Consider the following 22,450-nt stretch of genomic DNA (forward strand, 5'->3'; position numbering starts at 1 on the left):
AAGTTGTTACTTTGAAGTGAATAAAGATAAGGGGCTTTATTTAAAAAATTGATATTGTTATTTTAAGGGGGTAATAATATCATAAAAAACACCAGCTATAACATGTAGCTGGTGTTTTTATTTATATTTAATACTTTTTGTTTAAGAGAAGTTTACAGTTACTTTTTGAGCAATTCCTACAATAACTTCAGTAGCTTTAATAATAGATTCTAAAGGAACATACTCATAACGTCCATGAAAGTTATGGCCACCAGCAAATATATTAGGACAAGGTAAACCTTTGTAAGAAAGTTGAGAACCATCTGTACCACCTCGAATTGGTTTAATTAAAGGTGTAATATTCATTTCTTTCATAACATCTTCAACAATGTCTACAATATGCATTACAGGAACTACTTTTTCCTTCATATTATAATATTGATCTTTAATTGAGACTTCAATTAAATCGTTTCCTAATTTATTATTTAATTGACTTGCAATTGTTTGCATTAACTCTTTGCGTTTTTCAAACAAATTTAAATCATGATCTCTAATAATGTATTGTAAAGTAGTTTGTTCTACTTTTCCTTCCATATCATGTAAGTGGAAGAAGCCTTCGTATCCTGACGTTTTTTCTGGCACTTCATTCTCAGGCAACATGGCAATAAACTCATTTGCAATTAACATAGAATTTATCATTTTTCCTTTTGCGTAACCTGGATGCACAATTTTACCGTTTATGGTAACAACAGCTCCAGCTGCATTAAAGTTTTCGTATTCTAACTCACCAATTTGGCTTCCGTCCATTGTGTACGCCCATTCTGCACCAAACTTTTCTACATCAAATAAATGCGCTCCTTTACCAACTTCTTCATCTGGCGTAAAACAAATTCTTATTTTTCCGTGTTTAATTTCTGGATGCTGAATTAAATATTCCATAGCAGAAACTATTTCTGTAACACCAGCTTTATCATCTGCACCAAGTAGGGTAGTTCCGTCTGTAGTTATAATAGTTTGCCCTTTGTATTGTAATAAATCATCAAAATAATCTGGAGATAAAACAATATTTTGCTCTTTATTTAAAAGAATATCTTTTCCATCATAATTCTCATGAATTTGTGGTTTTACATCTTTTCCAGTAAAATCTGGACTAGTATCTATATGCGCAACAAAACCAATAGTTGGTACTTCATAATCAATATTACTTGGCAAAGTTGCCATTATATAACAGTTTTCATCTAATTCAACATCGCTAAGACCAATTTCATTTAGCTCTTTTTCTAATTGCTTTGCTAAATTCCATTGCTTTTCTGTACTTGGAAATGCCGGATTATTTGGGTCAGATTCAGTATCTACAGTAACGTAACTTATAAATCTATTTAATATATGTTCTTTGTTCATTTTGTGTTATTTTAAAAGGTAAAAGTAGCTATTTTAACTGAATGTTGTTTACTAAACTGATGGCATTACAAAGTCTTTTTGAAACTGCAGAATCTCCATAAACTTCAATTTTTGTCAATAAAAAATTATCTGAATTTACTTTAGAAAAAACGTTTACAACTTCATAAGAATAGTTGTTTTTCTTTCCTTTTGAATGTTGCAAAAAAGAAGGTTTATCTAAAAAATGGATTTCTTTTAAAACTTCATCTTTTAAGCCTATTTCATTTGAAGAAGCAATAGCTTTATTGATAAAAATCTCATCAAAAGTAACAGGATTATGGACTAATGTAACATCAAGTAAAACGCTTTTGGTTAATGACTTAGTTGTATCTGCTGCAAAAATTGATGTTTGAGCATTATCATAATATAAATTAGTTTTCCAATGTTTAGGTAATGCAACTGAAAACAAGTTTCTAATGTCCTTAACCTTTTTAAATTCTGTTTCTATAGTTGTATTCTCGCAAGAAAAATGATTGCTTAATTCTGAATTTTTATCCGAACAAGAAATCAATAAAAAGAGTAAGAATAATGATGTTAAATATTTCATTTAGATGTTTTTTTCAAAATACGAAATTAATAAATCTACCACATAACTGTAAGATGAAATTCCGTTTGCTTGATTATTTGCTTTTAAATAGGAGTTATAGCCTTTCTTCATTAAAGGCTCAATAGGATTTTTGTATTGCTGCCAAAACTGATAACTTGCATTAAAATCTTTTCCAATTCCTTTATTTACAGTTTTCCAAAGTTCTATTGCTAATTCTTTATCTCGTTTTCTGACTTCTGAAATACAATATCCAAACGCCATTCTATAACCTGAATATTTAAAGTATTTGTCCTTATTATATATACTTGCTAAAAAACCTATAAAATTGGCTTCGTTTTCTGCTGAAAAGCCTATTTGATGTGCCATTTCGTGGCAAGTGGTTGTTGGATAACTCGTTTTTGGTAAAAATCTATTTACTTGCGCTTCACCCGTTATTGGATTTAAGTATCCTGCAGTTCCATTATAAGATTGAAATACACTAACTAAAGAGTTTTTTACAGAAGAATATTGATATTTTAACTGTGGAAAATCGCTTTCTAAATTTGTATATCCATTTCTAGCTAAAGTATATATTTCTTTTTGTTGGTATGGATTGTCAACTTTTAAGGTATCGTTATTTGTAATGTTTAAATGCGCTTCATTTAATTTAAAAATAATATGTTTTGTAACTTCATTAAGTTGTTCGGTTGTGTATTTAGATTGCTTAAAACCAAGGTTTTTGGCTAATGGAATTCTGAAATAATTAAGACCCCAAAAGAGATAAAAACAACAATATAAAATTGATAAAAAAGTCGTAAATTGTAAAACGCTTGTTAATAAGTGTTTAAATCTATTTTTAATAAGTTTATAGATTCCGCGAAGCAAACAAAAAATTAAAATCAATCCAATTACGTCTCCCACAGAAAAAGGAATCCAACCCAATAGAATTCTTAGAAATTTAGAAATATAAGGATACAATCCGTTAGAATAGTAGCGTTCAATAAATGCTGGATATTGACTAAACACTTGGACTAAGCCTATTTGCAGAGGCAATAAAAGAGTTAGTATAAAATTTTTTTTATTCCACTTCACAGCGTGAAAATAGTAAACTTTTTTAGAAGTTGGCTACTTATTAACATGTTAATAACAGTAAAAAAACAATCTTGTTTACAATATATGTGTACAAATAAAAGTTGTAATTTAGAAAAGGAATTCGATGTAAAAAATTACATTTGTAGTCATGGAAAAAACCAACCCAGTTACTGGTCATAAAATAGATAAGTCGCGTATTATTTCACTTGAAAAAGGAAAAATACCACCACAAGCAGTAGATTTAGAAGAAGCTGTTTTAGGTGCAATGATGATTGATAAAAAAGGAATTGATGATGTAATCGATATTTTGCATCCAGACGCTTTTTATGATACTAAACATAATTTAATTTACGAAGCAATCTATGCATTGTTTCAAAATTCAGAACCAATTGACTTATTATCAGTTTCTAGCCAATTAAAAAAGAATGCCAAATTAGATCAAGCTGGTGGCGATTTTTATTTAATTCGTTTAACACAAAAAGTAGCATCATCTGCACATATTGAGTTTCACTCACGTATTATTTTACAGAAATTTATTCAGCGTAAATTAATATCAATTTCTAGTGAAATTATAGAAAATGCCTATGATGAAACAACCGATGTTTTTGATTTATTAGACGATGCAGAGGCAAAATTATTTGAGGTTACACAAGGTAATTTAAAGAAAGGGTCAGAAGACGCTGGAAGTCTTGTAAAACAAGCACTTAATAAGATTCAAGAAATATCAAATCAAGACGGAATGTCTGGTTTGGCAACAGGTTTTACCAAATTAGATGCATTAACTTCTGGTTGGCAACCGTCCGATTTAGTTATTATTGCTGCGCGTCCTGGTATGGGAAAAACAGCCTTTGTAATTTCGATGGCAAAAAATATGGCAATCGATTTTGGTCATGGAGTTGCGGTATTTTCTTTAGAGATGTCTTCTGTACAGCTTATTACGCGTATGATTTCTTCGGAAACAGGCTTAACTTCAGAAAAACTAAGAAAAGGAAATTTAGAACCACATGAATGGGAACAACTAAACGTAAAAGTTAAAAAACTTTCTGACGCTCCTATATTTATTGATGATACACCATCTTTATCTATTTTCGATTTACGTGCCAAAGCACGAAGATTAGTATCGCAACATGGTGTTAGAATTATTGTAATTGATTATTTACAATTAATGACAGCAGGAGGAAAAGCAGGAGGAAACCGTGAACAAGAAATCTCTATGATTTCTCGAAATTTAAAAGCATTAGCAAAAGAACTAGAAGTTCCGGTAATTGCACTTTCTCAGTTATCACGTGCGGTTGAAACGCGTGGGGGATCTAAAAGACCTTTATTATCAGATTTACGTGAATCTGGAGCCATTGAGCAAGATGCGGATATTGTATCTTTTATTTTTAGACCAGAATATTACGGAATGACAGAATGGGATGATGATGATCATTCTCCATGTGAAGGACAAGGTGAATTTATTGTAGCAAAACATAGAAATGGTGGTTTGGATAATATTCGTTTGAAATTTACGGGGCATTTAGCAAAATTCTCAGATTTAGAAGAAAGTTTTAGTAGTGAATTTCAGTCATCTATGAATACAGACATAAATACTCGTATTGAGCCAAAAGATGCTTTTGGAACAGATGATGGTATTGATGATGAAGTGCCGTTTTAGAGCAATAATAATATAAATGCTATTGAAGTAAAGGTTTCTAAATGAAAAAACTACTCTTTATAATTACTTTTTTATTGATTTCAAATTCTATTTGGGCGTCATTTATTTACGTTCCTATGAGTTATGATAATCAAAAAAATCATTTAAAAGCCTACGGAATTGTCTATTATTCATTAGAAAATGGCTTAAAAGCTAAATGGTTATTAAATTATGATGGCGGTGCTTTTTTAATTGAAAACAATGATGCAGTAGAAAAAGAATGTAAAATTCGTGGTGTTTCTTATCAAGTTATTTCAGATTCTAAAGCTGCGCTTATTTTAGAAGAAATTTCTTCTCCATCTCAAAATATGGAAGCAGTAACTTTGGAGAAAGCGCCAAAAATTGCTGTGTATTCACCTAAGAATAAAGCACCTTGGGACGATGCGGTAACAATGGTATTAACTTTTGCAGAAATTCCGTTTGATGTTATTTATGACGAAGATGTTTTAGATGATAAATTACTTTTATATGAATGGTTGCACCTACATCATGAGGATTTTACAGGTCAATATGGTCGTTTTTATGGAGCTTTTAGAGCTGCGCCTTGGTACATTCAACAGAAAAAAGATGCAGAAGCTTTAGCTACAAAATTAGGTTTTAACAAGGTTTCTGAATCAAAAGCTGCAGTTTCAAAAAAAATTAGAGATTTTGTAGTTGGAGGCGGATTTATGTTTGCCATGTGTTCTGCAACCGATAGTTTTGATATTGCATTGGCAGCAGATGGTGTAGATATTGCAGAAGCAATGTTTGATGGAGATGCATCTGAACCAAATTATCAATCTAAAATTGATTTCAATAAAACTTTCGCTTTTAAAGATTTTGAATTAATTAAAAATCCAACTACCTACGAGTTTTCATCAATAGACATGACTCGTAAAAGAAAAATTTCAAAAACTTCAGATTATTTTTCGTTAAAAGAATATTCAGCTAAGTGGGATCAAGTTCCAACGATGTTAACACAAAATCACACCCAATTAGTTAAAGGTTTTATGGGGCAAACAACTTCTTTTGATAGCAATACAGTAAAATCTACTGTTTTGGTAATGGGTGAAAATAAAACCAATGGAGAAGCGCGTTACATACACGGAACAAAAGGAAAAGGAATGTTTACCTTTTACGGAGGTCATGATCCTGAAGATTATACACATAGAGTAGGAGATCCTAAAACAGAGTTAGATTTACATCCAACTTCACCAGGATATCGTTTAATTTTAAACAATGTTTTGTTTCCTGCTGCTAAAAAGAAGAAACAGAAAACTTAACTGTTAATAATCAATAAATAACTATTAAAATAAAAGTACGAAAAACCAATCCACTTTTATATTTTTGTTTTTTAATTATAAAATAACAACACAACACCAACATACAATGCCAACAACACAACAATTACAAGATTTTACACAACAAGTACGTAGAGATATTTTACGCATGGTACATGCAGTAAATTCTGGTCATCCAGGAGGATCTTTAGGATGTGCTGAATTTTTAACCGTTTTATATCAAGATGTAATGACAAATTCATCAGATTTTAAAATGGATGGAAATGATGAAGACTTATTTTTCTTATCAAACGGACATATTTCTCCAGTATTTTATAGTGTTTTAGCACGTAGTGGTTATTTTTCTGTTAGTGAATTAGCTACTTTTAGAAAAATGAATACTCGTTTACAAGGACATCCAACTACACATGAGGGTTTGCCTGGTGTTAGAGTTGCTTCTGGTTCTTTAGGACAAGGAATGAGCGTTGCTATTGGAGCAGCGGAAGCAAAAAAACTAAATGGAGATGATAAATTAGTATATTTATTATTGGGTGATGGAGAATTGCAAGAAGGTCAAAACTGGGAAGCAATTATGTACGCATCAGCAAAAAAAATTGATACTTTAATTGCTACTGTAGATTTAAACGGAAAACAAATTGACGGTTCTACGGATGAAGTTTTACCAATGGGAAGTATTAAAGCAAAATTTGAAGCTTTTGGTTGGGATGTTTTAGAAGTAAAAGAAGGAAATGATATTGAAGCAATTCAAAAAGGATTAGCAACTGCAAAATCAAAATCTGGAAACGGAAAACCAGTTTGTATTTTATTACATACAGAAATGGGTAATGGCGTAGATTTTATGATGCATACGCACGCTTGGCATGGTAAAGCACCAAGTGATGAGCAGTTAGAAAATGCATTAGCACAGAATCCTGCAACTTTAGGAGATTATTAATACTGAACTTGTTTCAGTATCTTTATATTTTTAAACCTACAATATTTTATTGTAGGTTTTTTTTATACTTTTATTTAGATTTTAACTGTAAGAATACCTTTATCTTTACAACTAAGGAATTAAAGGTTTTCAATCTTTTAATAATTTAATTATTCAATAATTACATGAAAATAGGAATTGTTTGTTATCCAACTTTTGGAGGTAGTGGAGTAGTTGCAACGGAATTAGGAATGGCGTTGGCAGATAAAGGTCACGAAGTTCATTTTATTACCTATAATCAACCAGTTAGGTTAGATTTTTTTACCCACAACTTACATTTTCATGAAGTAATATTAGAAGAATATCCATTATTTCAATACCAACCTTACGAGTTAGCTTTGTCTAGTAAAATGGTTGAAGTTGTAGAAAAACATCAACTAGAAGTTTTACATGTACATTATGCAATTCCACATGCATATGCAGCTTATATGGCTAAGAAAATGTTACAAGAAAAAGATATAAATATTAAAGTTGTAACAACACTTCACGGAACAGATATTACGCTTGTAGGAAGTCATCCAACCTATAAAACTGCCGTAGAATTTAGTATAAATAATTCAGACGTGGTAACAACGGTTTCTAAAAGCTTAAAAGAGGATACTTTACGTCTATTCAACATAAAAAAAGATATAAAAGTTGTCTATAATTTTATTGATACTGAAAAGTATGATAAAGCCCATGATACTGAATGCAATAGAATTGCAATAGCAAAACCAGAAGAGAAAATACTTACGCATGTTAGTAATTTTAGGCCTGTAAAGCGTACACATGAAGTTGTAAAGATTTTTGCAAAAGTAAATAAGGAAGTATCATCTAAACTTCTTATGGTTGGTGATGGTCCTGAACGTTTTAAAGCAGAAAAATTAGCTAAAAAATTAGGCGTTGCAAAAGATGTTATTTTCTTAGGAAGTAGTAATGAGGTTGCTAAGATTTTATGTTATTCTGATGTGTTTTTATTACCTTCAGAAACAGAGAGTTTTGGTTTAGCAGCTTTAGAGGCAATGGCAGCAGGAACAGCTGTTATTTCTACAGATGCTGGTGGATTGCCGGAAGTAAATATTCACGGAGAAACAGGTTTTTTAAGTGCTGTTGGTGATGTTGAAGATATGGCGAAAAACACACTAACAATCCTTCAAAATGAAGATACTTTAGCGCAATTTAAAATAAATGCTAAAGCGCATACTAAATTGTTCTCTTTAGATAATATTTTACCGGTTTACGAAGATTTGTATAAGAGTTGTTCGTTTGTAACTAAATAGTATTTTAATTTATAGTTATTACTGCTGCTTTAAATAAATTAGCTTTAGATTTAAAGAATAAATTCTCTAAATCTATAGCTTTTAATTTTACTTCTATTAATTTAGATTCACGGTAGTTTACTAGGAATAAAGAACTTTCTCCTAAGAAAAATTTACGTTCTTCAGCTTTTACCAAAGTATTATAATCTTTAACAATACTAGTTAAATAATTATTCTGTAGTTCATAAGAAATTAATTCTTGTTGTAAAGCACTTACTTTATTCTTAATAGTAATTTTTGTTGCTTCATTTTCTAACATAAACTCTTTAAGTTTAACATCTGCTAATTTAAAATCTCCTCTTTCTTTTCTTAAGAATAGTGGTAATTTAAAATTTAATCCGGTTTTGTAGTTATTTGTATTTAAAGAATTAGCAAGTCTTGGTGTTGCTGTTAAAAAATTATATTGCACATTGAGTTCTGGAAGTAAATTGTTTAATTTTAACTTTTTGTCAATATTTAAACTTTGTATTTTATAATCCAAAGATTTTATTTTTGGATGTTCATTAATATCAAAATCTTCAGAATTAAATAAAGAGATGTTAAAAGTATCATCAACAGTGTTTAATGTTTCTATATTTGGAATTATATTCTCTTGTAATTCAATAGGTGTATTATTATTTAGCCATAGAAAATTTGATAAATCCAAGGATGATTTTACTAATTTAATACGTGCTTTTTCTAAATTTAATTTTCTGTTATTTAATGTGATTCTTGCTTCAAGAGTATCTATTGCAGGTTTTTCTCCACTTAAAAATGCTTGTTTTGTTCCTTTAAAACGAGTTTCTGCATTTTTTAAAAATGCTCTATATACGTTTTGTTCATTATACGTTTTTAACCAATTAAAATAGGCTAAAGAAGCATTGTATAAAATTGTATTTACTAATATTTGTTGTTCTTCTTTGGCTTGGTTAACAAAAATTTTTGCTTGTTTTAAAGCAGCCATTCTTTTATTAATTAAAAATCCTTTTAATAATGATGCAGAAACACCTGCAGAATATAAGCCTTTAGTTGGGACATTTCCTTCAGGGTTTAAAAAAAGCCCTTCATTATTTTCGAAATTAGCTTTAAATTCAAGTCCATAATAGGTAGGGATTTTAAAAGTAGCATTGAGTTTATTGTAATATTCTTTACTTTTAAATTTCTTTTTATCAAAATCTACTTCAATTTTTGGGTCAAAAGCACCTCTAGCTTTTAATAATTTTGCTTCACTTGTATTAATTATAAGATTTGCTTGTTTTACTATTGGATGATAGGTTTTTATATATCCTAAATATTCAGATAAGGACATCACAGATTCAGCTTTATTTTGTGCGAAATTTATAGAGTGTATTAATAAAAATAATGTTAAAAAGTACTTTTTCATTTATTATTTCTTATCGGTTGTTTTACTTTTTTTAGTTCCTTTTGGCTGATAATAATTAGGGGGAAAACTGTTTAATTGCCTCCAAAGTTCAAACCAAATTGGCACATCCTCTAAAAGGGCTATTGTTTTTGCTCCAGAACCAACTCTTATAGCTTCTGGCCATGAATGATCTGCTGTATCTGGTGCTAATAAAACACGATATTTTCCGTTATCACTTATGTAATTTTCAATAGCTACTATCTTTGCTCCATAAGTACCATATGATACATTTGGCCAACCACTAAATACAATTGCTGGCCAACCATCAAATTGTACTCTTACTTTTTCGTTAATGTGTAAAAGTGGTAAATTTATTGGTTTAACATAGGTTTCAACAGCTAAATCGTATTTAGAAGGCATTATGCCCACTATATCTTCACCTTGTTTAAAGGTAACACCAATTCCTCCTTTAACAACTTTATTAATATAGCCATTTTGTGGAGCAGTTATAAATAATAAGCTATTTCTAACTTTATAATTACTATTGCTGTTTTCTAATTTAGACACTTGTGCTTTTGCGTCAAAACCGCTAGATTTTGCAGTGAACATATCACTTTGTGCTTTTGATATTTTATCGGTATAAGTTGCATTAATTCTAGATAATTCTAGTTTAGCATTAATAATATTATTTTTACTTACTAATAGTTTATTTTCTTGAGAGATTAATTTAGCTTTTGTTTCTTGTAGTTTTAATCGTTTTTCTTCAACATCTTTAACAGCCTTTAAACCTTCGGCTTGTAGAGTTTCGATTCTTTTAAATTGTTTTTCTGCAATATTTGTATTTGTTTTAGCAGCTTCATAATCAATACTGTCGCTTTTTACCTTTAATTTAGATTGTAATAATTTATTTCTTGTTTGTTGAAGCTTTAGTAGACGTTCATTTTTTAAAGCGGAAATTTGTCTTTCTAGAGCTGTAACTTTCCCTTGATAAGCATTAACAGAAGAGTTTTTTGCACTAATTTGATCATTTGTTCTTTCAATTAAACGAGTATCGAAATACTCACTTTTAATTTCTGAAATTCTTAAAATAGTATCTCCTTTTTTTATGAAATCTCCTTCATTTACTAACCATTCTTCAATTCTACCAGGAATTTGAGATTGAATTGTTTGTGGTCTTTGGCTTGGAGTTAAAGTAGTTACTTGACCTTGGCTTGTAATATTCTGTGTCCAAGGTAAAAAAAGTACAATAAAAACTATAATTGCTGCAGCTAATAGAAATTTATTAAATGCTTTATAGTATTCTTTATTGAATATTTCTTTGCCAGATTTATAATCTTTTAAATCTACTTTTGTATGTAATTGATTGTTAGATATATTTAACATCGTTTAATTTTTTATAGATTTAATACTTCCTTTTTTTAATGTTATTTTCTGATTACATTGCATTTTCCAACTTTTCTTACTACTCACAACAATTAGCGCCCAAGGTTGCTTAGGATTTGTTAAAAACTCTATAATTTTAACTGTCTCCTCATAGTTAAATTGATCTAAAGGATCTTCTAAAATCATTACTTTTGGTTGTTTAATAATTGCTCTTGCTAAGATTATTTTTTTAGCAATGGTGTAAGACATTTGTTTTCCTTCAGGATAAATTATAGTATCTAAACCATTTGGTTGCTCTTTTAAAAATTGGTGTAATCCAACAACATTCATAGCATTAAAAATTGTATCATCTTGAATTGTTTTATTACCAAAAATTAAATTTTCTCTAATAGTTCCTTCAAAAGGTGTTTCTTCTGAAAGAGATAAACCTAATTGAGAACGATAATGATTTAAATGCAAGCTGCTTAATGATAGGTTGTTAATGTAAATGTTACCAGCGGTTGGTTGAATTACACCCGCGATTAAACGTAACAAACTAGATTTTCCTGCTCCACTTTCTCCCATAACAAGTATCCTACTTGAGGGTTTTATTATTAAAGAAATATTTTTGATAATATGCTTTTCTCTATCGTCTACATTGTAAGAAACTGAATCTAATTCAACTATTAAACCTTCTTTAAACAAAGGTTTTGCTCCTTCTTGTGTCTCTAATTCTTTGTCTACAACTTGCCCTATCTTTTCTATAGAAGTTAAAACATCATAAAAAGATTCTAAACCAACAATTAATTTTTCTACAGATGCAATTACTAGAAGAATTATAATTTCTGCTGCAACAAATTGACCAATATTCATTTCTTGATTTAAAACCAATGCACCACCAATTAAAAGCAAACTAGCAGTTACAATTACTTTAAAACTGATCATTTGTATAAATTGAATTTTTAGAATTTTAAAGTGGTTTTTTCTAGATTTTAAATACTCATGAACCAATGCATCATTTTTTTGCATAGCTAAATTTGTATTTCCAGAAAGCTTAAAACTTACAACGGTTCTTGCTATTTCTTGAATCCAATGTGCAACTTTATATTTGTTTTTAGATTCTAATAAACTTGTTTCTAACCCTTTTTGAGCAGTGAATTTAAAAACGATAAAAATTAGTAACAATAAAAGAAATCCAAAAATGATGAAAAATGGATGGTAAAAAGACAATAAAATCAAAGCAAATAATATCTGTAAAAGTGCTGTAGGCACATCAATTAATATCTTTGATAAGCCTTTTTGAATTGTTAATGTATCAAAAAAACGATTTGCCAATTCTGGTGGATAATAATTGCGTAATTCATTCATTTTAATCTTTGGAAATCGATAACTCAATTCAAAAGACGCTCTTGTAAAAATTCTTTGTTGAATAGTTTCTATAATTACCAATTGCATTATTTGTAAAGAACCAGAAAAAATAATACCAATTGTAACTAAAACAACCAAAACTACCCAAGAAGTAGACATTTGTGCACCTTGTATTAAATTAATAATTGCCTGGATTCCAAGAGGAAGTGATAATGCTACTATTCCGCCAAAAACTGCATAATATAGTAAATGTAATATATCTTTTCTTTCTAGCTTTAACAACCCAATAAAGCGTTGCCAAGGAGTTAATTGTTTTTTTTCCATAGAATTTATAATAATGTGTTTTTTGCCAGTTGAATAAAAAATTTTGTAGGTGTTTTATCTACTGTACAATTTGTTATTGAAGGAAAATGATCCTTTAAATAATGTTGATGTAGAGCTCCTTCTAAAATAGTGCTTGCAAGACTTAGCGCAAACGTATAGTTTGGTTTAACAGCTAAAATTATTTCTTTTAACCTTGTAATTAGCCGTTTGTAAACTTCAAAATATCCATCTCTATTCTCATTGTCGACCTCTTTTGTTAAAAAAGATTTTGAGCTTTCACTTACCATAATCTTATATAAAACTGTTTCGTTTATATGAGAAAATTTACTGTCTTCTTTAACAGTTCTTGTAATGACAATTATTGCTTTTTCTAATTTTTCTTCATTATTAGAAATACTAAATGTTTCCATTACTAATTGATATTCTAACCAAGCCCAATACCAAGAAGATAAGTAAAGTAAAAGTTTATGCTTACTTTCAAAATATCTATATATAGAACTTTCATTAGAACCTATTTTTACACCCAACTTTTTAAAAGTAAAATTTTCGAATCCTATTTCATTTATTAATAAGATACTGTTTTCAATAATTCTCTTTCCTAAATCGGAAGTTTCAGGATTTTTAATAAAAATTTTTTCTGGTACAGAAATTTTTATTGTAGACAATAGATCTTTCATACATATTATATTTTGATTGCAAATATAATAGTAATACTATTAAATAAAAATACTTTACTATTAATTAATGAAAAATTAACATAGAGACACAAGCAGCTCGCTCTATAAGTTATTTATAATAAGTTTTTTATGAAAAATGTAGTAAGGTGGTTGTATTTTATATGTGCAATTAGAAATTAAGATAAATAATACTCAATACTCTTAATAACTAAATCTTCTGATACTTTACAATCTAATTTATAATCTTCATAATCGTTCAGCAAAACAAAGTTTACCTGTCCGTTTACATTCTTTTTATCATGTTTTAATAAGTCAATGATAGAAGGGAAGTCTTCTTTTAAAATAGCCGTTTTTCCATAAATTGAAACAATAGTTTGTTTTACATCTTTTAATTTTTCCTTCGGAAAATTTAATAATTCAGCAGAAACAAAACACTCACAGATCATTCCAATTGCAATAGCTTCACCATGAGTTAAGTTATTTTTATGTTCAGATTCAAGAAAATAAGACTCGATTGCATGACCAATTGTATGCCCAAAATTTAATATTTTACGCAAACCATTTTCTTTAGGATCTTGTAAAACAACTTCATTTTTAATATTGATAGAAGTAAATATTAAATCGCTTATTTCTAGATTTTTATTACCTTTTATTTCATCAAATAATTTAACATCATAAGTTAGACCGTATTTAATAATTTCTGCAGTTCCAGAACGTATTTCTCTTGGCGTAACAGTTTGTAAATATGCGTCATCTACCAATACCATTTCTGGATTAGAAAATAACCCAATCTGATTTTTCAATACACCTAAATCTACACCAGTTTTTCCGCCAACAGAAGCATCAACCATAGAAAGTAGAGTAGTAGGTATATTAACAAAATCAATTCCACGTTTAAAACAAGAAGCAACAAAACCACCTAAATCTGTAATAACGCCACCACCAAGTGTAATCAACAAACTTTTTCTATCGGCTTCTAATTCCGTTAAAACATTCCAAACACCAGCACAAGTTTCTAAGTTTTTATTAATCTCTCCAGATTCAATTTCTATGACTTCAATTCGCTTTTCTGTTGCTAAATTTGGAATAAATTTAGGGTAACAATGCTCTAAAGTGTTTTCATCTACTAAAATAAAGATAGTAGAATAGTTTTTTTCTTCAATTAATTTAGAGAGTTCTTTGTAGCTTTCATCTTGAAAATGAACAGGATATGTAACTGCTTGGATGGTTTTCATTAGTAAAATTATTAAGCGTGCAATTTAAACAGAAAATATTCAAATATTACCATTCAAATACTATATTTGTTTCTACTAAAACGATATAGTATGAAACTTTTTGATAATACAGAAGTTGCTTTTTCTTTAAAAACAGATTCTCAGTTAGAACGCGCTTATTTTTTGTTTAAAATGATACAAAATGAACCAATGGTTCGTATAGGTTCTGCAGTTACCAATTTTGCATTAAAAGTACATTTACCAGTAGAAGGTTTAATAAGATCTACTGTTTTCGATCATTTTTGTGGAGGAGTAACAGAAGACGATTGTTTGCCTATTATCGATAATATGCATAAGAATGGTAATGTTCATAGTGTTTTAGATTATTCCGTAGAAGGTAAAGATGAAGAAATAAGTTTTGATGGCGCTTTAGAGAAAATTCTAAGAATTATTAATTTTTGTGAAGAAAAACAATCAATTCCGTATGCCGTTTTCAAACCATCTGGTTTTGGAAGATTCGGTTTATATGTTAAAATTTCAGAAGGAAAAACATTAACTTCAGAAGAAAAAGAAGAATGGAATAGAGTAGTAGCACGTTTTCATAAAGTGTGTGAAGTTGCCTTAAAAAAAGATGTTCCTTTGTTAATTGATGCAGAAGAAAGTTGGATGCAAAAGTCAGCAGATGAGTTAATTGAAGAGTTAATGGAAACCTATAATAAAGACAAAGCCATTGTTTTTAATACGCTACAAATGTACCGTCATGATAGAATGGATTATCTAAAAGAATTACATCAAAAAGCACAGAAAAAAGGTTTTTATATAGGAATGAAAGTTGTTCGTGGTGCATATATGGAAAAAGAACGCGATAGAGCTGAGGAAAAAGGATATCCATCTCCAATTTGTAAAGACAAACAAGCAACAGATGACAACTATAATGAAGCTATAAAATACATGATGGAACATTCTAAAATGGCTTTGTTTGCAGGAACTCATAACGAAGAAAGTTCTTATATGTTAATGGAATTAGCAAAAAAACACAACATAAAAAACAACGATATGCGCCTTTGGTTTGGGCAATTATTTGGTATGAGTGATCATATCAGTTATAATCTAGCAAACGAAGGTTACAATGTTGCAAAATACTTACCATTTGGGCCTGTTAGAGACGTTATGCCTTACTTAATAAGAAGAGCAGAAGAAAATACATCTGTTTCTGGACAAACAAGTAGAGAGTTAAATTTACTAAAAACTGAGCGTAAACGCAGAAAATTGTAATGACAACAGTTCAAGAAATAAAGGAACTACTTTCAAAAAACAAAAAACGCCTTGCAAAAGAATTAAAGCAAAGTAAAGAAGCCGTTTATTTAATTCAAAAAGCAACACACTCATCACTTACCGAAGAAGAAAAGGAGAAAATTAAAGTTCAATTATTAGATATTTGTAAGGCAATTCCAGCATTTACAGTATTTATGTTACCAGGCGGCGCACTTTTATTACCACTCTTAATTAAGTTAATACCCGATATTTTACCAAGCTCATTTAGAGAAGATCCAGAATAATTTGGGCGTTACTTTATCCTGAAGGCATTCAGGACCTAGTCGCGCTTTCCGCTATATCTTTTTTGAGAAAAACAAAAAAGGATGCCGCTGCAATCGCTAACGCGGGAGTCTTTAGTAAAAAATAGGCAGTATTCAGTTGCAGAAAACCGTGGTAAAAACCTCATATTTTCACCATCACTTCAACGTAAAAACAATTCAAATCTAAAATAATTAGAGATATTAGGTGTAATTCGCTTGTAAACAACTATTTTTGCACGAAATTTAAGAATACACAAATGCAACCAATTAGAAATATCGCTATTATAGCCCACGTAGATCACGGTAAAACAACCTTAGTTGATAAAATTATTGACCAAGCAAAAGTTTTAGACGATCGTAAAGAACGTACAGATTTATTGTTAGATAATAACGATTTAGAACGTGAAAGAGGAATTACAATTCTTTCTAAAAACGTATCTGTAAACTATAAGAACACAAAAATTAACGTAATTGATACACCTGGTCACGCCGATTTCGGAGGAGAAGTAGAACGTGTATTAAAAATGGCTGATGGTGTTTTATTATTAGTGGATGCTTTTGAAGGACCAATGCCACAAACTCGTTTTGTATTAGGTAAAGCCTTAGAATTAGGATTAACACCAATTGTTGTTGTAAATAAAGTAGACAAAGAAAACTGTACTCCAGACTTAGTTCATGAGAAAGTGTTCGATTTAATGTTTGCATTAGAAGCAACTGAAGAACAATTAGACTTTACAACAATCTATGGTTCTGCAAAGAACAACTGGATGTCTACAGACTGGCAAAACGAAACTGACAATATTGTACCATTATTAGATGCAGTATTAGAATCTATTCCAGAAACTAAATACAACGAAGGAACTCCACAAATGCAAATTACTTCTTTAGACTTTTCTTCATTTACAGGAAGAATTGCTATTGGACGTGTATTTAGAGGAGACTTAGAAGCTGGTAAAGATTACATGTTATGTAAAGCAGATGGTACCAATAAAAAAGTAAGAATTAAAGAACTACACGTATTCGAAGGAATGGGTAAAGTTCAAGTAGATAAAGTACCTTGTGGAGATATTTGTGCTATTACAGGTATTGAAGGATTTGAAATTGGTGATACAATTGCAGATTTAGAAAACCCAGAAGCATTACCAAGAACAGAAATTGACAAGCCAACAATGAGTATGTTGTTTACAATTAACAACTCTCCATTTTTTGGTAAAGAAGGTAAATATGTAACTTCTCGTCACTTACGTGATCGTTTATTTAAAGAATTAGAGAAAAACTTAGCATTAAAAGTAGAAACTACAGATTCTGAAGATAAATTTAACGTTTACGGACGTGGAGTATTACACTTATCTGTATTAATTGAAACAATGCGTCGTGAAGGTTATGAGTTACAAGTAGGTCGTCCTCAGGTAATTATTAAAGAAATTGACGGAGTAAAATCTGAACCATACGAAACATTATCTATTGATGTACCAGAAGATGTAGCTTCTAAAGCTGTAAACTTAGTTTCTTTACGTAAAGGAGACTTAATGATTATGGAACCAAAAGGAGATTTACAACACTTAGAGTTTACAATTCCTTCAAGAGGTTTAATAGGTTTAAGAAATAAAATTTTAACAGCAACATCTGGTCAAGCAATTATTAACCACCGTTTTTCTGAATACGGACCTTATAAAGGAGATTTTACTGAAGAAATTAAAGGAGCTATTGTATCTGCTGCTGCTGGAAAAGCAACTGCTTATGCATTAGACCGTTTACAAGATAGAGGTAAATTCTTTATTGATATTAACCAAGAAATTTATATTGGTCAAGTAATTGGAGAAAACTCTAAATCAGACGATATGGCTGTAAACCTTGTAAAAGGTAAGCAATTAACAAACATGCGTAAGTCTGGTACAGATGATGCAATGAAAATTGCTCCAAAAATCGACTTTTCTTTAGAAGAATGTATGGAATACATTAAAGGAGATGAGTATTTAGAAGTTACACCAGAAAGCTTAAGAATGCGTAAAATTAAATTTAAAGCGTAACATTTTGTCATTCCTGTGAAGATAGGAATCTATATAAAATAAAAAAGCTCAAGTTTTAACTTGAGCTTTTTTCATGGATTTTTTTGAGGTTTCGCTAACGGTTTTGTGTATGGTTTCGTTACGTGTTTAAGCACTAAAGTTAGCAAACAAATCACAGATAGAAAATTTCAGCGGAATTTTCGTAAGTAAGCCTTTACTAGCAATGAATTATACACATTGTTGTGCAACGTTTTTTGTATCTTTGCAATTAGATTTATTCCTCTAAAATTAGGTTTATATGACACTCTACAATAAGTTAAAATGGATACTTGGAATTCTAATGATTTTTGTTTTAATCATTGCAACAAATTTAATCGATAAAAACAATTTTGTTCGAGTTCGTGATTCAGTCGTTACGATTTACGAGGATAGATTAATAGCAAATGATTTAATTTTCGAAATGCTAAAGTCGGTTCAGCAGAAGGAATTAGCAGTATCATTGTCAGATTCCACTTTTTTCCAAAATCAAAACTCCAAAGTCAACGATAATTTACAATCTTTAGTTTCTAGGTTTGAGCAAACAAAGTTGACATCAGAGGAAGCGAAAGTTTTTAAAGATTTAAAAGGGAATGTTCAGTCGCTTATAGATTCTGAACGTCAATTTTTGAATTCTGATTACAGTAATAATTTCCAAATTGTTAATCACATCGAAAGTTTAAAAACTAACCTTAATGATTTGTCCAAAATACAGCTAAATGAAGGAAGTCGACAGATGTCAATTAGTAAACGAGCTCTTGATAATGTTGAATTGTTTACTCAAATAGAAATTTATTTTTTGGTGTTTTCGGCTGTTTTAATTCAGATTATAGTAATGTATAAGCCAAAAGAAAAGTCCTAATAGAATTACTCGTAACGGTTTTGGGAAATGTTGCACAACTTTAACGCTGATATGCGTCGTTTTAATTAATTATATCAGTCGTTAGATAAGTTAGCGTTTTTTTACCAAAAAATCAAGAGGGAAATAACTTCAAATAAAATATTTGTTTTTTAACAATTAAAAATAAAAGCTAAACGATTTATAGTATTTTTGCATTATGAACGAATTTCAACAATTTAGAGATACACTTAATCAAAGTGTTTTAGATAATAATTTTGTAAAATTAACTTTAAGTAAGCCAACTAGAAAAGGGGATGGTTTACCTAACGTTTATGTTAGATTGGTGAAAATAAAAGGAGCAGAAAAGTTTCAATTTACCTATCATTATACAACAAACGATAAAGTAAAAAACTATACTATTACAGAAGCATTATCTGAATTAGAAATCTTATTGATGGATAATTTTAGAGCTGCTACGTTATTTACATTAGCAAATGATTTATTAGTATTCATTTCTAAAAAGAAAAAAGTTTCTTACAGAGTAAATGCGCCTAGTTTTAAAAATAAATTACCAGAAACACACGATAAACCCAAAGAGCGTTTAGCAGAGGCAGGAAGCTATCTACATCATTTAGGAATTACCGATAAAGAAGGTAAAGTAATTCATAAAATGGCAGATAAATATCGTCAGATTAATAAATACTTAGAAATTATTGAAGGTTTATTAAAATCTACAAAATTGCCAAAACATATTAATATTGTTGATATGGGTTCTGGAAAAGGCTATTTAACCTTTGCTCTGTATGACTATTTAGTAAATCAAAAGAAATACAATGCAACCGTAACTGGAATAGAATTACGTAAAGAGTTGGTAAATTACTGTAACGATGTTGCTAAAAAATCTGATTTCAAAAGATTAAACTTTGTTGCACAACCAATTCAAGAATACGATACTAATAAAATAGATATTTTAATTGCATTACATGCTTGTGATACTGCAACTGACGATGCTATTTTTAAAGGATTATCAGCAAATTCTGAACTTATTATTTGCGCGCCTTGTTGTCATAAACAAATTCGCCAACAAGTAAAAGGAAAAGAGCAGGAGAGTCCGTTATTAAAATATGGAATTTTTAAAGAACGTCAGTTTGAAATGGTAACTGATACTATAAGAGCTTTAATTCTTGAAAAAAACAATTATAACACCAAAGTATTTGAGTTTATAAGTAACGAACATACACGTAAAAACGTAATGTTAGTAGGAAGTAAGTCTTCAAAAAAGATAGATTCAGCAAAAATTGACACCAAAATAGCGAGTTTAAAAGATGCGTATGCTATTGAAAATCATTATTTAGAAACACTTTTATAATATACTTTAATGAAAAACTCTAAAATATTAGTTGTCTTGGCATTTTTTTCCATTTATGTAATTTGGGGATCTACTTATTTATGGAATAAAATTGCAGTAGCAGAAATTGCACCTTTATTCTTAGCATCACAACGTTTTATTGTAGCTGGACTTTTAATAATGTTAATAGCTAAAGTTATGGGGTTTTCATTAAAAATAACTAAAAGACAATTACTAAATTCAGCAATTGCTGGATTCTTGTTTTTAGTCTATGGAAATGGCGTTTTTGTATGGGCTTTAAAGTATGTAGATAGTGGTTTTGCTGCATTATTAGCATCAACGCAACCGTTATTTGTATTGTTTTTATTGCGTTTAATAGATGGAAAAAAAATGCAACGCAAATCTATTATTGGTGTTTGTTTAGGTCTTTTTGGAATGTATTTATTAGTAAGTCAAAAAGGAATTACAACTTCAGAAGGTAGTGTTTTAGGTATTTTTATGATTTTAACCTGTGTGTTAAGTTGGAGTTATGGAAGCGTATTTGTTTCAAAAGCAGATTTGCCTAAAAACTTTTTTGTTACAACTGGTTATCAAATGCTTATTGCTGGCGGTATTTTAGCAGCATCTAGTTTACTTTTTAAGGAATCTTGGATTTCTCCTTTAGATTTAAGTTTTAAAGTTCAATTATCAATGATTCTGTTAGTTTTCTTTGGAGGAATCGTAGCTTTTACAGCATTTAATTATTTATTAAAAGTAGTTTCACCAGAAAAAGTAGCAACATCTGCATATGTAAATCCAGTTGTAGCATTACTTTTAGGTTGGTATGTTTTAGATGAAAATCTAACAATACAATCAATAATAGCTTCAGGAATCTTACTAACTGGTGTTTATTTTATTACTTCAAGAAAAAGGGTAAACAATACAGTTGCAAGGAAAAATTAAACAAATATTTAAAAAATGATAAATTTTGATATTTAAAGAAAAATTTATCGGAATCATTTTGATTTATCAAAATAAAATTAGAATATTTGCAGTAAGAAAATAAGACATGACATTTATTCAAGCACATCATCATCATTTTTACAATTGCACTCGAGCGATTTAAAAATGTATTGAATAAAATCAAGATATTTAAAACCCGTTTGAGCAAATCAAACGGGTTTTTTATTTTTTAAAACCGGTATTTGTTCAGACATCAAACAAAACAAAATGAGTAAATTAAGAATTGCAGTACAAAAATCAGGAAGATTAAATGAAGATTCAATGAGAATCTTAAAAGACATTGGTATTTCTATAGACAATGGAAAAGATCAATTAAAAGCCGCAGCAAGAGACTTTCCTGTAGAAGTTTTCTATTTAAGAAATGGAGACATTCCTCAGTATTTAAAAGATGGAGTAGTTGATGCAGCCATTATTGGAGAAAATGTTTTAATTGAAAAAGGAAGCGATATTGAGTTTATAGAACGTTTAGGCTTTTCTAAATGTAAAGTTTCTATAGCTGTTCCTAAAGATTCAGAAGCTAATTCTTTAAAGGACTTAAGCGGTAAGAGAATTGCAACTTCGTACCCGAAAACGGTTCAGAAATTTTTAAACGAACAAAATATTGAAGCACAATTACACCAAATTAATGGTTCTGTAGAAATTGCACCAAATATTGGTTTGGCAGACGGAATTTGCGATATAGTTTCTAGTGGTTCAACATTATTTAAAAACGGTTTAAAAGAGATAGAAGTATTATTAAAGTCGGAAGCAGTTTTAGCGGTTTCGCCTCAAATTTCTAATGAAAGAAAAGCAATTTTAAATAAGATTCAGTTTAGAATTCAATCTGTTTTAAAAGGAAGAAATTCTAAATATGTATTGTTAAATGCTCCAAACGATAAATTAGATGCTATTTTAAATCTATTACCAGGAATGAGAAGTCCAACGGTTTTACCTTTGGCTGAAAAAGGTTGGAGTTCTGTTCACACTGTAATTAACAAAAACGATTTTTGGGAAATTATTGATGAATTAAAAGCAAATGGAGCTGAAGGTATTTTAGTATGTCCAATTGAAAAAATGGTGCTTTAAA

The 22,450-nt window shown here is 29.6% G+C and carries 19 protein-coding genes; 11 read left to right on the forward strand and 8 right to left on the reverse strand.

What is annotated here, in order from left to right; all coding sequences use genetic code 11:
* Nucleotides 1–141 precede the first annotated feature (141 nt).
* From pepT to L1S33_RS06870, 3 genes are read right to left on the reverse strand one after another with little or no spacing between them, the layout of a single operon-like run.
* Entirely contained in the window at nt 142–1,380 is a 1,239-nt protein-coding gene (gene pepT, locus L1S33_RS06860; RefSeq protein WP_240561786.1) for a peptidase T, read from the reverse strand.
* 28 nt (nt 1,381–1,408) lie between these two features.
* Nucleotides 1,409–1,966: a hypothetical protein gene (locus L1S33_RS06865; protein ID WP_240561787.1), complete on the reverse strand. Its 558-nt coding sequence runs from the start codon at nt 1,964–1,966 to the stop codon at nt 1,409–1,411.
* Nucleotides 1,967–2,971, reverse strand: a complete 1,005-nt coding sequence (locus L1S33_RS06870; protein ID WP_240561788.1) for a DUF3810 domain-containing protein — start codon at nt 2,969–2,971, stop codon at nt 1,967–1,969.
* A gap of 214 nt (nt 2,972–3,185) precedes the next feature.
* Between L1S33_RS06870 and dnaB the strand changes: the two genes are divergently transcribed.
* The 4 genes from dnaB (at nt 3,186) to bshA (ending at nt 8,245) form a co-directional block, all read left to right on the forward strand.
* Nucleotides 3,186–4,694: a replicative DNA helicase gene (dnaB, locus tag L1S33_RS06875; protein ID WP_240552253.1), complete on the forward strand. Its 1,509-nt coding sequence runs from the start codon at nt 3,186–3,188 to the stop codon at nt 4,692–4,694.
* Between the two features lie 41 nt (nt 4,695–4,735).
* Complete coding sequence (locus L1S33_RS06880) at nt 4,736–5,995, forward strand: asparagine synthetase B (protein WP_240561789.1); 1,260 nt, start codon at nt 4,736–4,738, stop codon at nt 5,993–5,995.
* A gap of 106 nt (nt 5,996–6,101) precedes the next feature.
* A complete protein-coding gene (locus L1S33_RS06885; RefSeq protein WP_240552254.1) occupies nt 6,102–6,947 on the forward strand; it encodes a transketolase in 846 nt (281 codons plus the stop codon).
* Nucleotides 6,948–7,111: 164 nt separating this feature from the next.
* Nucleotides 7,112–8,245, forward strand: coding sequence for an N-acetyl-alpha-D-glucosaminyl L-malate synthase BshA (gene bshA, locus L1S33_RS06890; RefSeq protein ID WP_240552255.1), 1,134 nt, complete (start codon nt 7,112–7,114; stop codon nt 8,243–8,245).
* Nucleotides 8,246–8,249: 4 nt separating this feature from the next.
* Here the strand turns inward: bshA and L1S33_RS06895 are convergent, their stop codons facing one another.
* From L1S33_RS06895 to aroB, 5 genes are all read right to left on the reverse strand, one after another.
* Nucleotides 8,250–9,647 carry a TolC family protein gene (locus L1S33_RS06895; protein ID WP_240552256.1) on the reverse strand — a complete coding sequence of 466 codons (1,398 nt, stop codon included), beginning with the start codon at nt 9,645–9,647 and terminating at the stop codon, nt 8,250–8,252.
* A gap of 3 nt (nt 9,648–9,650) precedes the next feature.
* Nucleotides 9,651–11,009, reverse strand: a complete 1,359-nt coding sequence (locus L1S33_RS06900; protein WP_240561790.1) for an HlyD family secretion protein — start codon at nt 11,007–11,009, stop codon at nt 9,651–9,653.
* A gap of 3 nt (nt 11,010–11,012) precedes the next feature.
* Nucleotides 11,013–12,680, reverse strand: coding sequence for a peptidase domain-containing ABC transporter (locus L1S33_RS06905; protein WP_240561791.1), 1,668 nt, complete (start codon nt 12,678–12,680; stop codon nt 11,013–11,015).
* Nucleotides 12,681–12,685: 5 nt separating this feature from the next.
* Nucleotides 12,686–13,357 (reverse strand): TetR/AcrR family transcriptional regulator, encoded by a 672-nt coding sequence (locus L1S33_RS06910; protein WP_240561792.1) that lies wholly within the window; start codon nt 13,355–13,357, stop codon nt 12,686–12,688.
* A 176-nt stretch (nt 13,358–13,533) separates the two neighbouring features.
* Nucleotides 13,534–14,592 carry a 3-dehydroquinate synthase gene (gene aroB, locus L1S33_RS06915; protein WP_240561793.1) on the reverse strand — a complete coding sequence of 353 codons (1,059 nt, stop codon included), beginning with the start codon at nt 14,590–14,592 and terminating at the stop codon, nt 13,534–13,536.
* A 90-nt stretch (nt 14,593–14,682) separates the two neighbouring features.
* Between aroB and L1S33_RS06920 the strand changes: the two genes are divergently transcribed.
* The 7 genes from L1S33_RS06920 to hisG all read left to right on the forward strand — a co-directional run bounded on the left by L1S33_RS06920 (nt 14,683) and on the right by hisG (nt 22,449).
* Nucleotides 14,683–15,846, forward strand: coding sequence for a proline dehydrogenase family protein (locus L1S33_RS06920; RefSeq protein ID WP_240552260.1), 1,164 nt, complete (start codon nt 14,683–14,685; stop codon nt 15,844–15,846).
* On the forward strand, nt 15,846–16,130 hold the full coding sequence (locus tag L1S33_RS06925) for an LETM1 domain-containing protein (protein ID WP_240552261.1): 285 nt from the start codon (nt 15,846–15,848) through the stop codon (nt 16,128–16,130). The genes L1S33_RS06920 and L1S33_RS06925 overlap by 1 nt, the downstream gene beginning before the upstream one ends.
* A 275-nt stretch (nt 16,131–16,405) precedes the next feature.
* Entirely contained in the window at nt 16,406–18,178 is a 1,773-nt protein-coding gene (gene typA, locus L1S33_RS06930; protein ID WP_240561794.1) for a translational GTPase TypA, read from the forward strand.
* A 277-nt stretch (nt 18,179–18,455) separates the two neighbouring features.
* The gene (locus L1S33_RS06935; RefSeq protein ID WP_240552262.1) at nt 18,456–19,055 is read left to right on the forward strand and encodes an MCP four helix bundle domain-containing protein; all 600 of its coding nucleotides are present in this window, start codon (nt 18,456–18,458) and stop codon (nt 19,053–19,055) included.
* 196 nt (nt 19,056–19,251) lie between these two features.
* Complete coding sequence (locus tag L1S33_RS06940) at nt 19,252–20,403, forward strand: class I SAM-dependent methyltransferase (protein WP_240561795.1); 1,152 nt, start codon at nt 19,252–19,254, stop codon at nt 20,401–20,403.
* Between the two features lie 9 nt (nt 20,404–20,412).
* A complete protein-coding gene (locus L1S33_RS06945; RefSeq protein WP_240552264.1) occupies nt 20,413–21,324 on the forward strand; it encodes an EamA family transporter in 912 nt (303 codons plus the stop codon).
* Nucleotides 21,325–21,591: 267 nt separating this feature from the next.
* Complete coding sequence (gene hisG, locus L1S33_RS06950; protein ID WP_240552265.1) at nt 21,592–22,449, forward strand: ATP phosphoribosyltransferase; 858 nt, start codon at nt 21,592–21,594, stop codon at nt 22,447–22,449.
* Nucleotide 22,450: the final 1 nt, after the last annotated feature.

The sequence above is a fragment of the Tenacibaculum aquimarinum genome (assembly GCF_022478115.1).
GTDB classification, from domain to species: domain Bacteria; phylum Bacteroidota; class Bacteroidia; order Flavobacteriales; family Flavobacteriaceae; genus Polaribacter; species Polaribacter aquimarinum_A.

What these genes read in the sequence shown, in the direction of transcription:
- L1S33_RS06895 (WP_240552256.1), bottom strand. Translation starts at nt 9,647, where the DNA reads ATGAAAAAGTACTTTTTAACATTATTTTTATTAATACACTCTATAAAT.
- L1S33_RS06935 (WP_240552262.1), top strand. Translation starts at nt 18,456, where the DNA reads ATGACACTCTACAATAAGTTAAAATGGATACTTGGAATTCTAATGATT.
- L1S33_RS06925 (WP_240552261.1), top strand. Translation starts at nt 15,846, where the DNA reads ATGACAACAGTTCAAGAAATAAAGGAACTACTTTCAAAAAACAAAAAA.
- dnaB (WP_240552253.1), top strand. Translation starts at nt 3,186, where the DNA reads ATGGAAAAAACCAACCCAGTTACTGGTCATAAAATAGATAAGTCGCGT.
- L1S33_RS06945 (WP_240552264.1), top strand. Translation starts at nt 20,413, where the DNA reads ATGAAAAACTCTAAAATATTAGTTGTCTTGGCATTTTTTTCCATTTAT.
- bshA (WP_240552255.1), top strand. Translation starts at nt 7,112, where the DNA reads ATGAAAATAGGAATTGTTTGTTATCCAACTTTTGGAGGTAGTGGAGTA.
- hisG (WP_240552265.1), top strand. Translation starts at nt 21,592, where the DNA reads ATGAGTAAATTAAGAATTGCAGTACAAAAATCAGGAAGATTAAATGAA.
- L1S33_RS06880 (WP_240561789.1), top strand. Translation starts at nt 4,736, where the DNA reads ATGAAAAAACTACTCTTTATAATTACTTTTTTATTGATTTCAAATTCT.
- pepT (WP_240561786.1), bottom strand. Translation starts at nt 1,380, where the DNA reads ATGAACAAAGAACATATATTAAATAGATTTATAAGTTACGTTACTGTA.
- L1S33_RS06910 (WP_240561792.1), bottom strand. Translation starts at nt 13,357, where the DNA reads ATGAAAGATCTATTGTCTACAATAAAAATTTCTGTACCAGAAAAAATT.
- L1S33_RS06940 (WP_240561795.1), top strand. Translation starts at nt 19,252, where the DNA reads ATGAACGAATTTCAACAATTTAGAGATACACTTAATCAAAGTGTTTTA.
- L1S33_RS06865 (WP_240561787.1), bottom strand. Translation starts at nt 1,966, where the DNA reads ATGAAATATTTAACATCATTATTCTTACTCTTTTTATTGATTTCTTGT.
- L1S33_RS06885 (WP_240552254.1), top strand. Translation starts at nt 6,102, where the DNA reads ATGCCAACAACACAACAATTACAAGATTTTACACAACAAGTACGTAGA.
- L1S33_RS06920 (WP_240552260.1), top strand. Translation starts at nt 14,683, where the DNA reads ATGAAACTTTTTGATAATACAGAAGTTGCTTTTTCTTTAAAAACAGAT.
- typA (WP_240561794.1), top strand. Translation starts at nt 16,406, where the DNA reads ATGCAACCAATTAGAAATATCGCTATTATAGCCCACGTAGATCACGGT.
- L1S33_RS06900 (WP_240561790.1), bottom strand. Translation starts at nt 11,009, where the DNA reads ATGTTAAATATATCTAACAATCAATTACATACAAAAGTAGATTTAAAA.
- aroB (WP_240561793.1), bottom strand. Translation starts at nt 14,592, where the DNA reads ATGAAAACCATCCAAGCAGTTACATATCCTGTTCATTTTCAAGATGAA.
- L1S33_RS06905 (WP_240561791.1), bottom strand. Translation starts at nt 12,680, where the DNA reads ATGGAAAAAAAACAATTAACTCCTTGGCAACGCTTTATTGGGTTGTTA.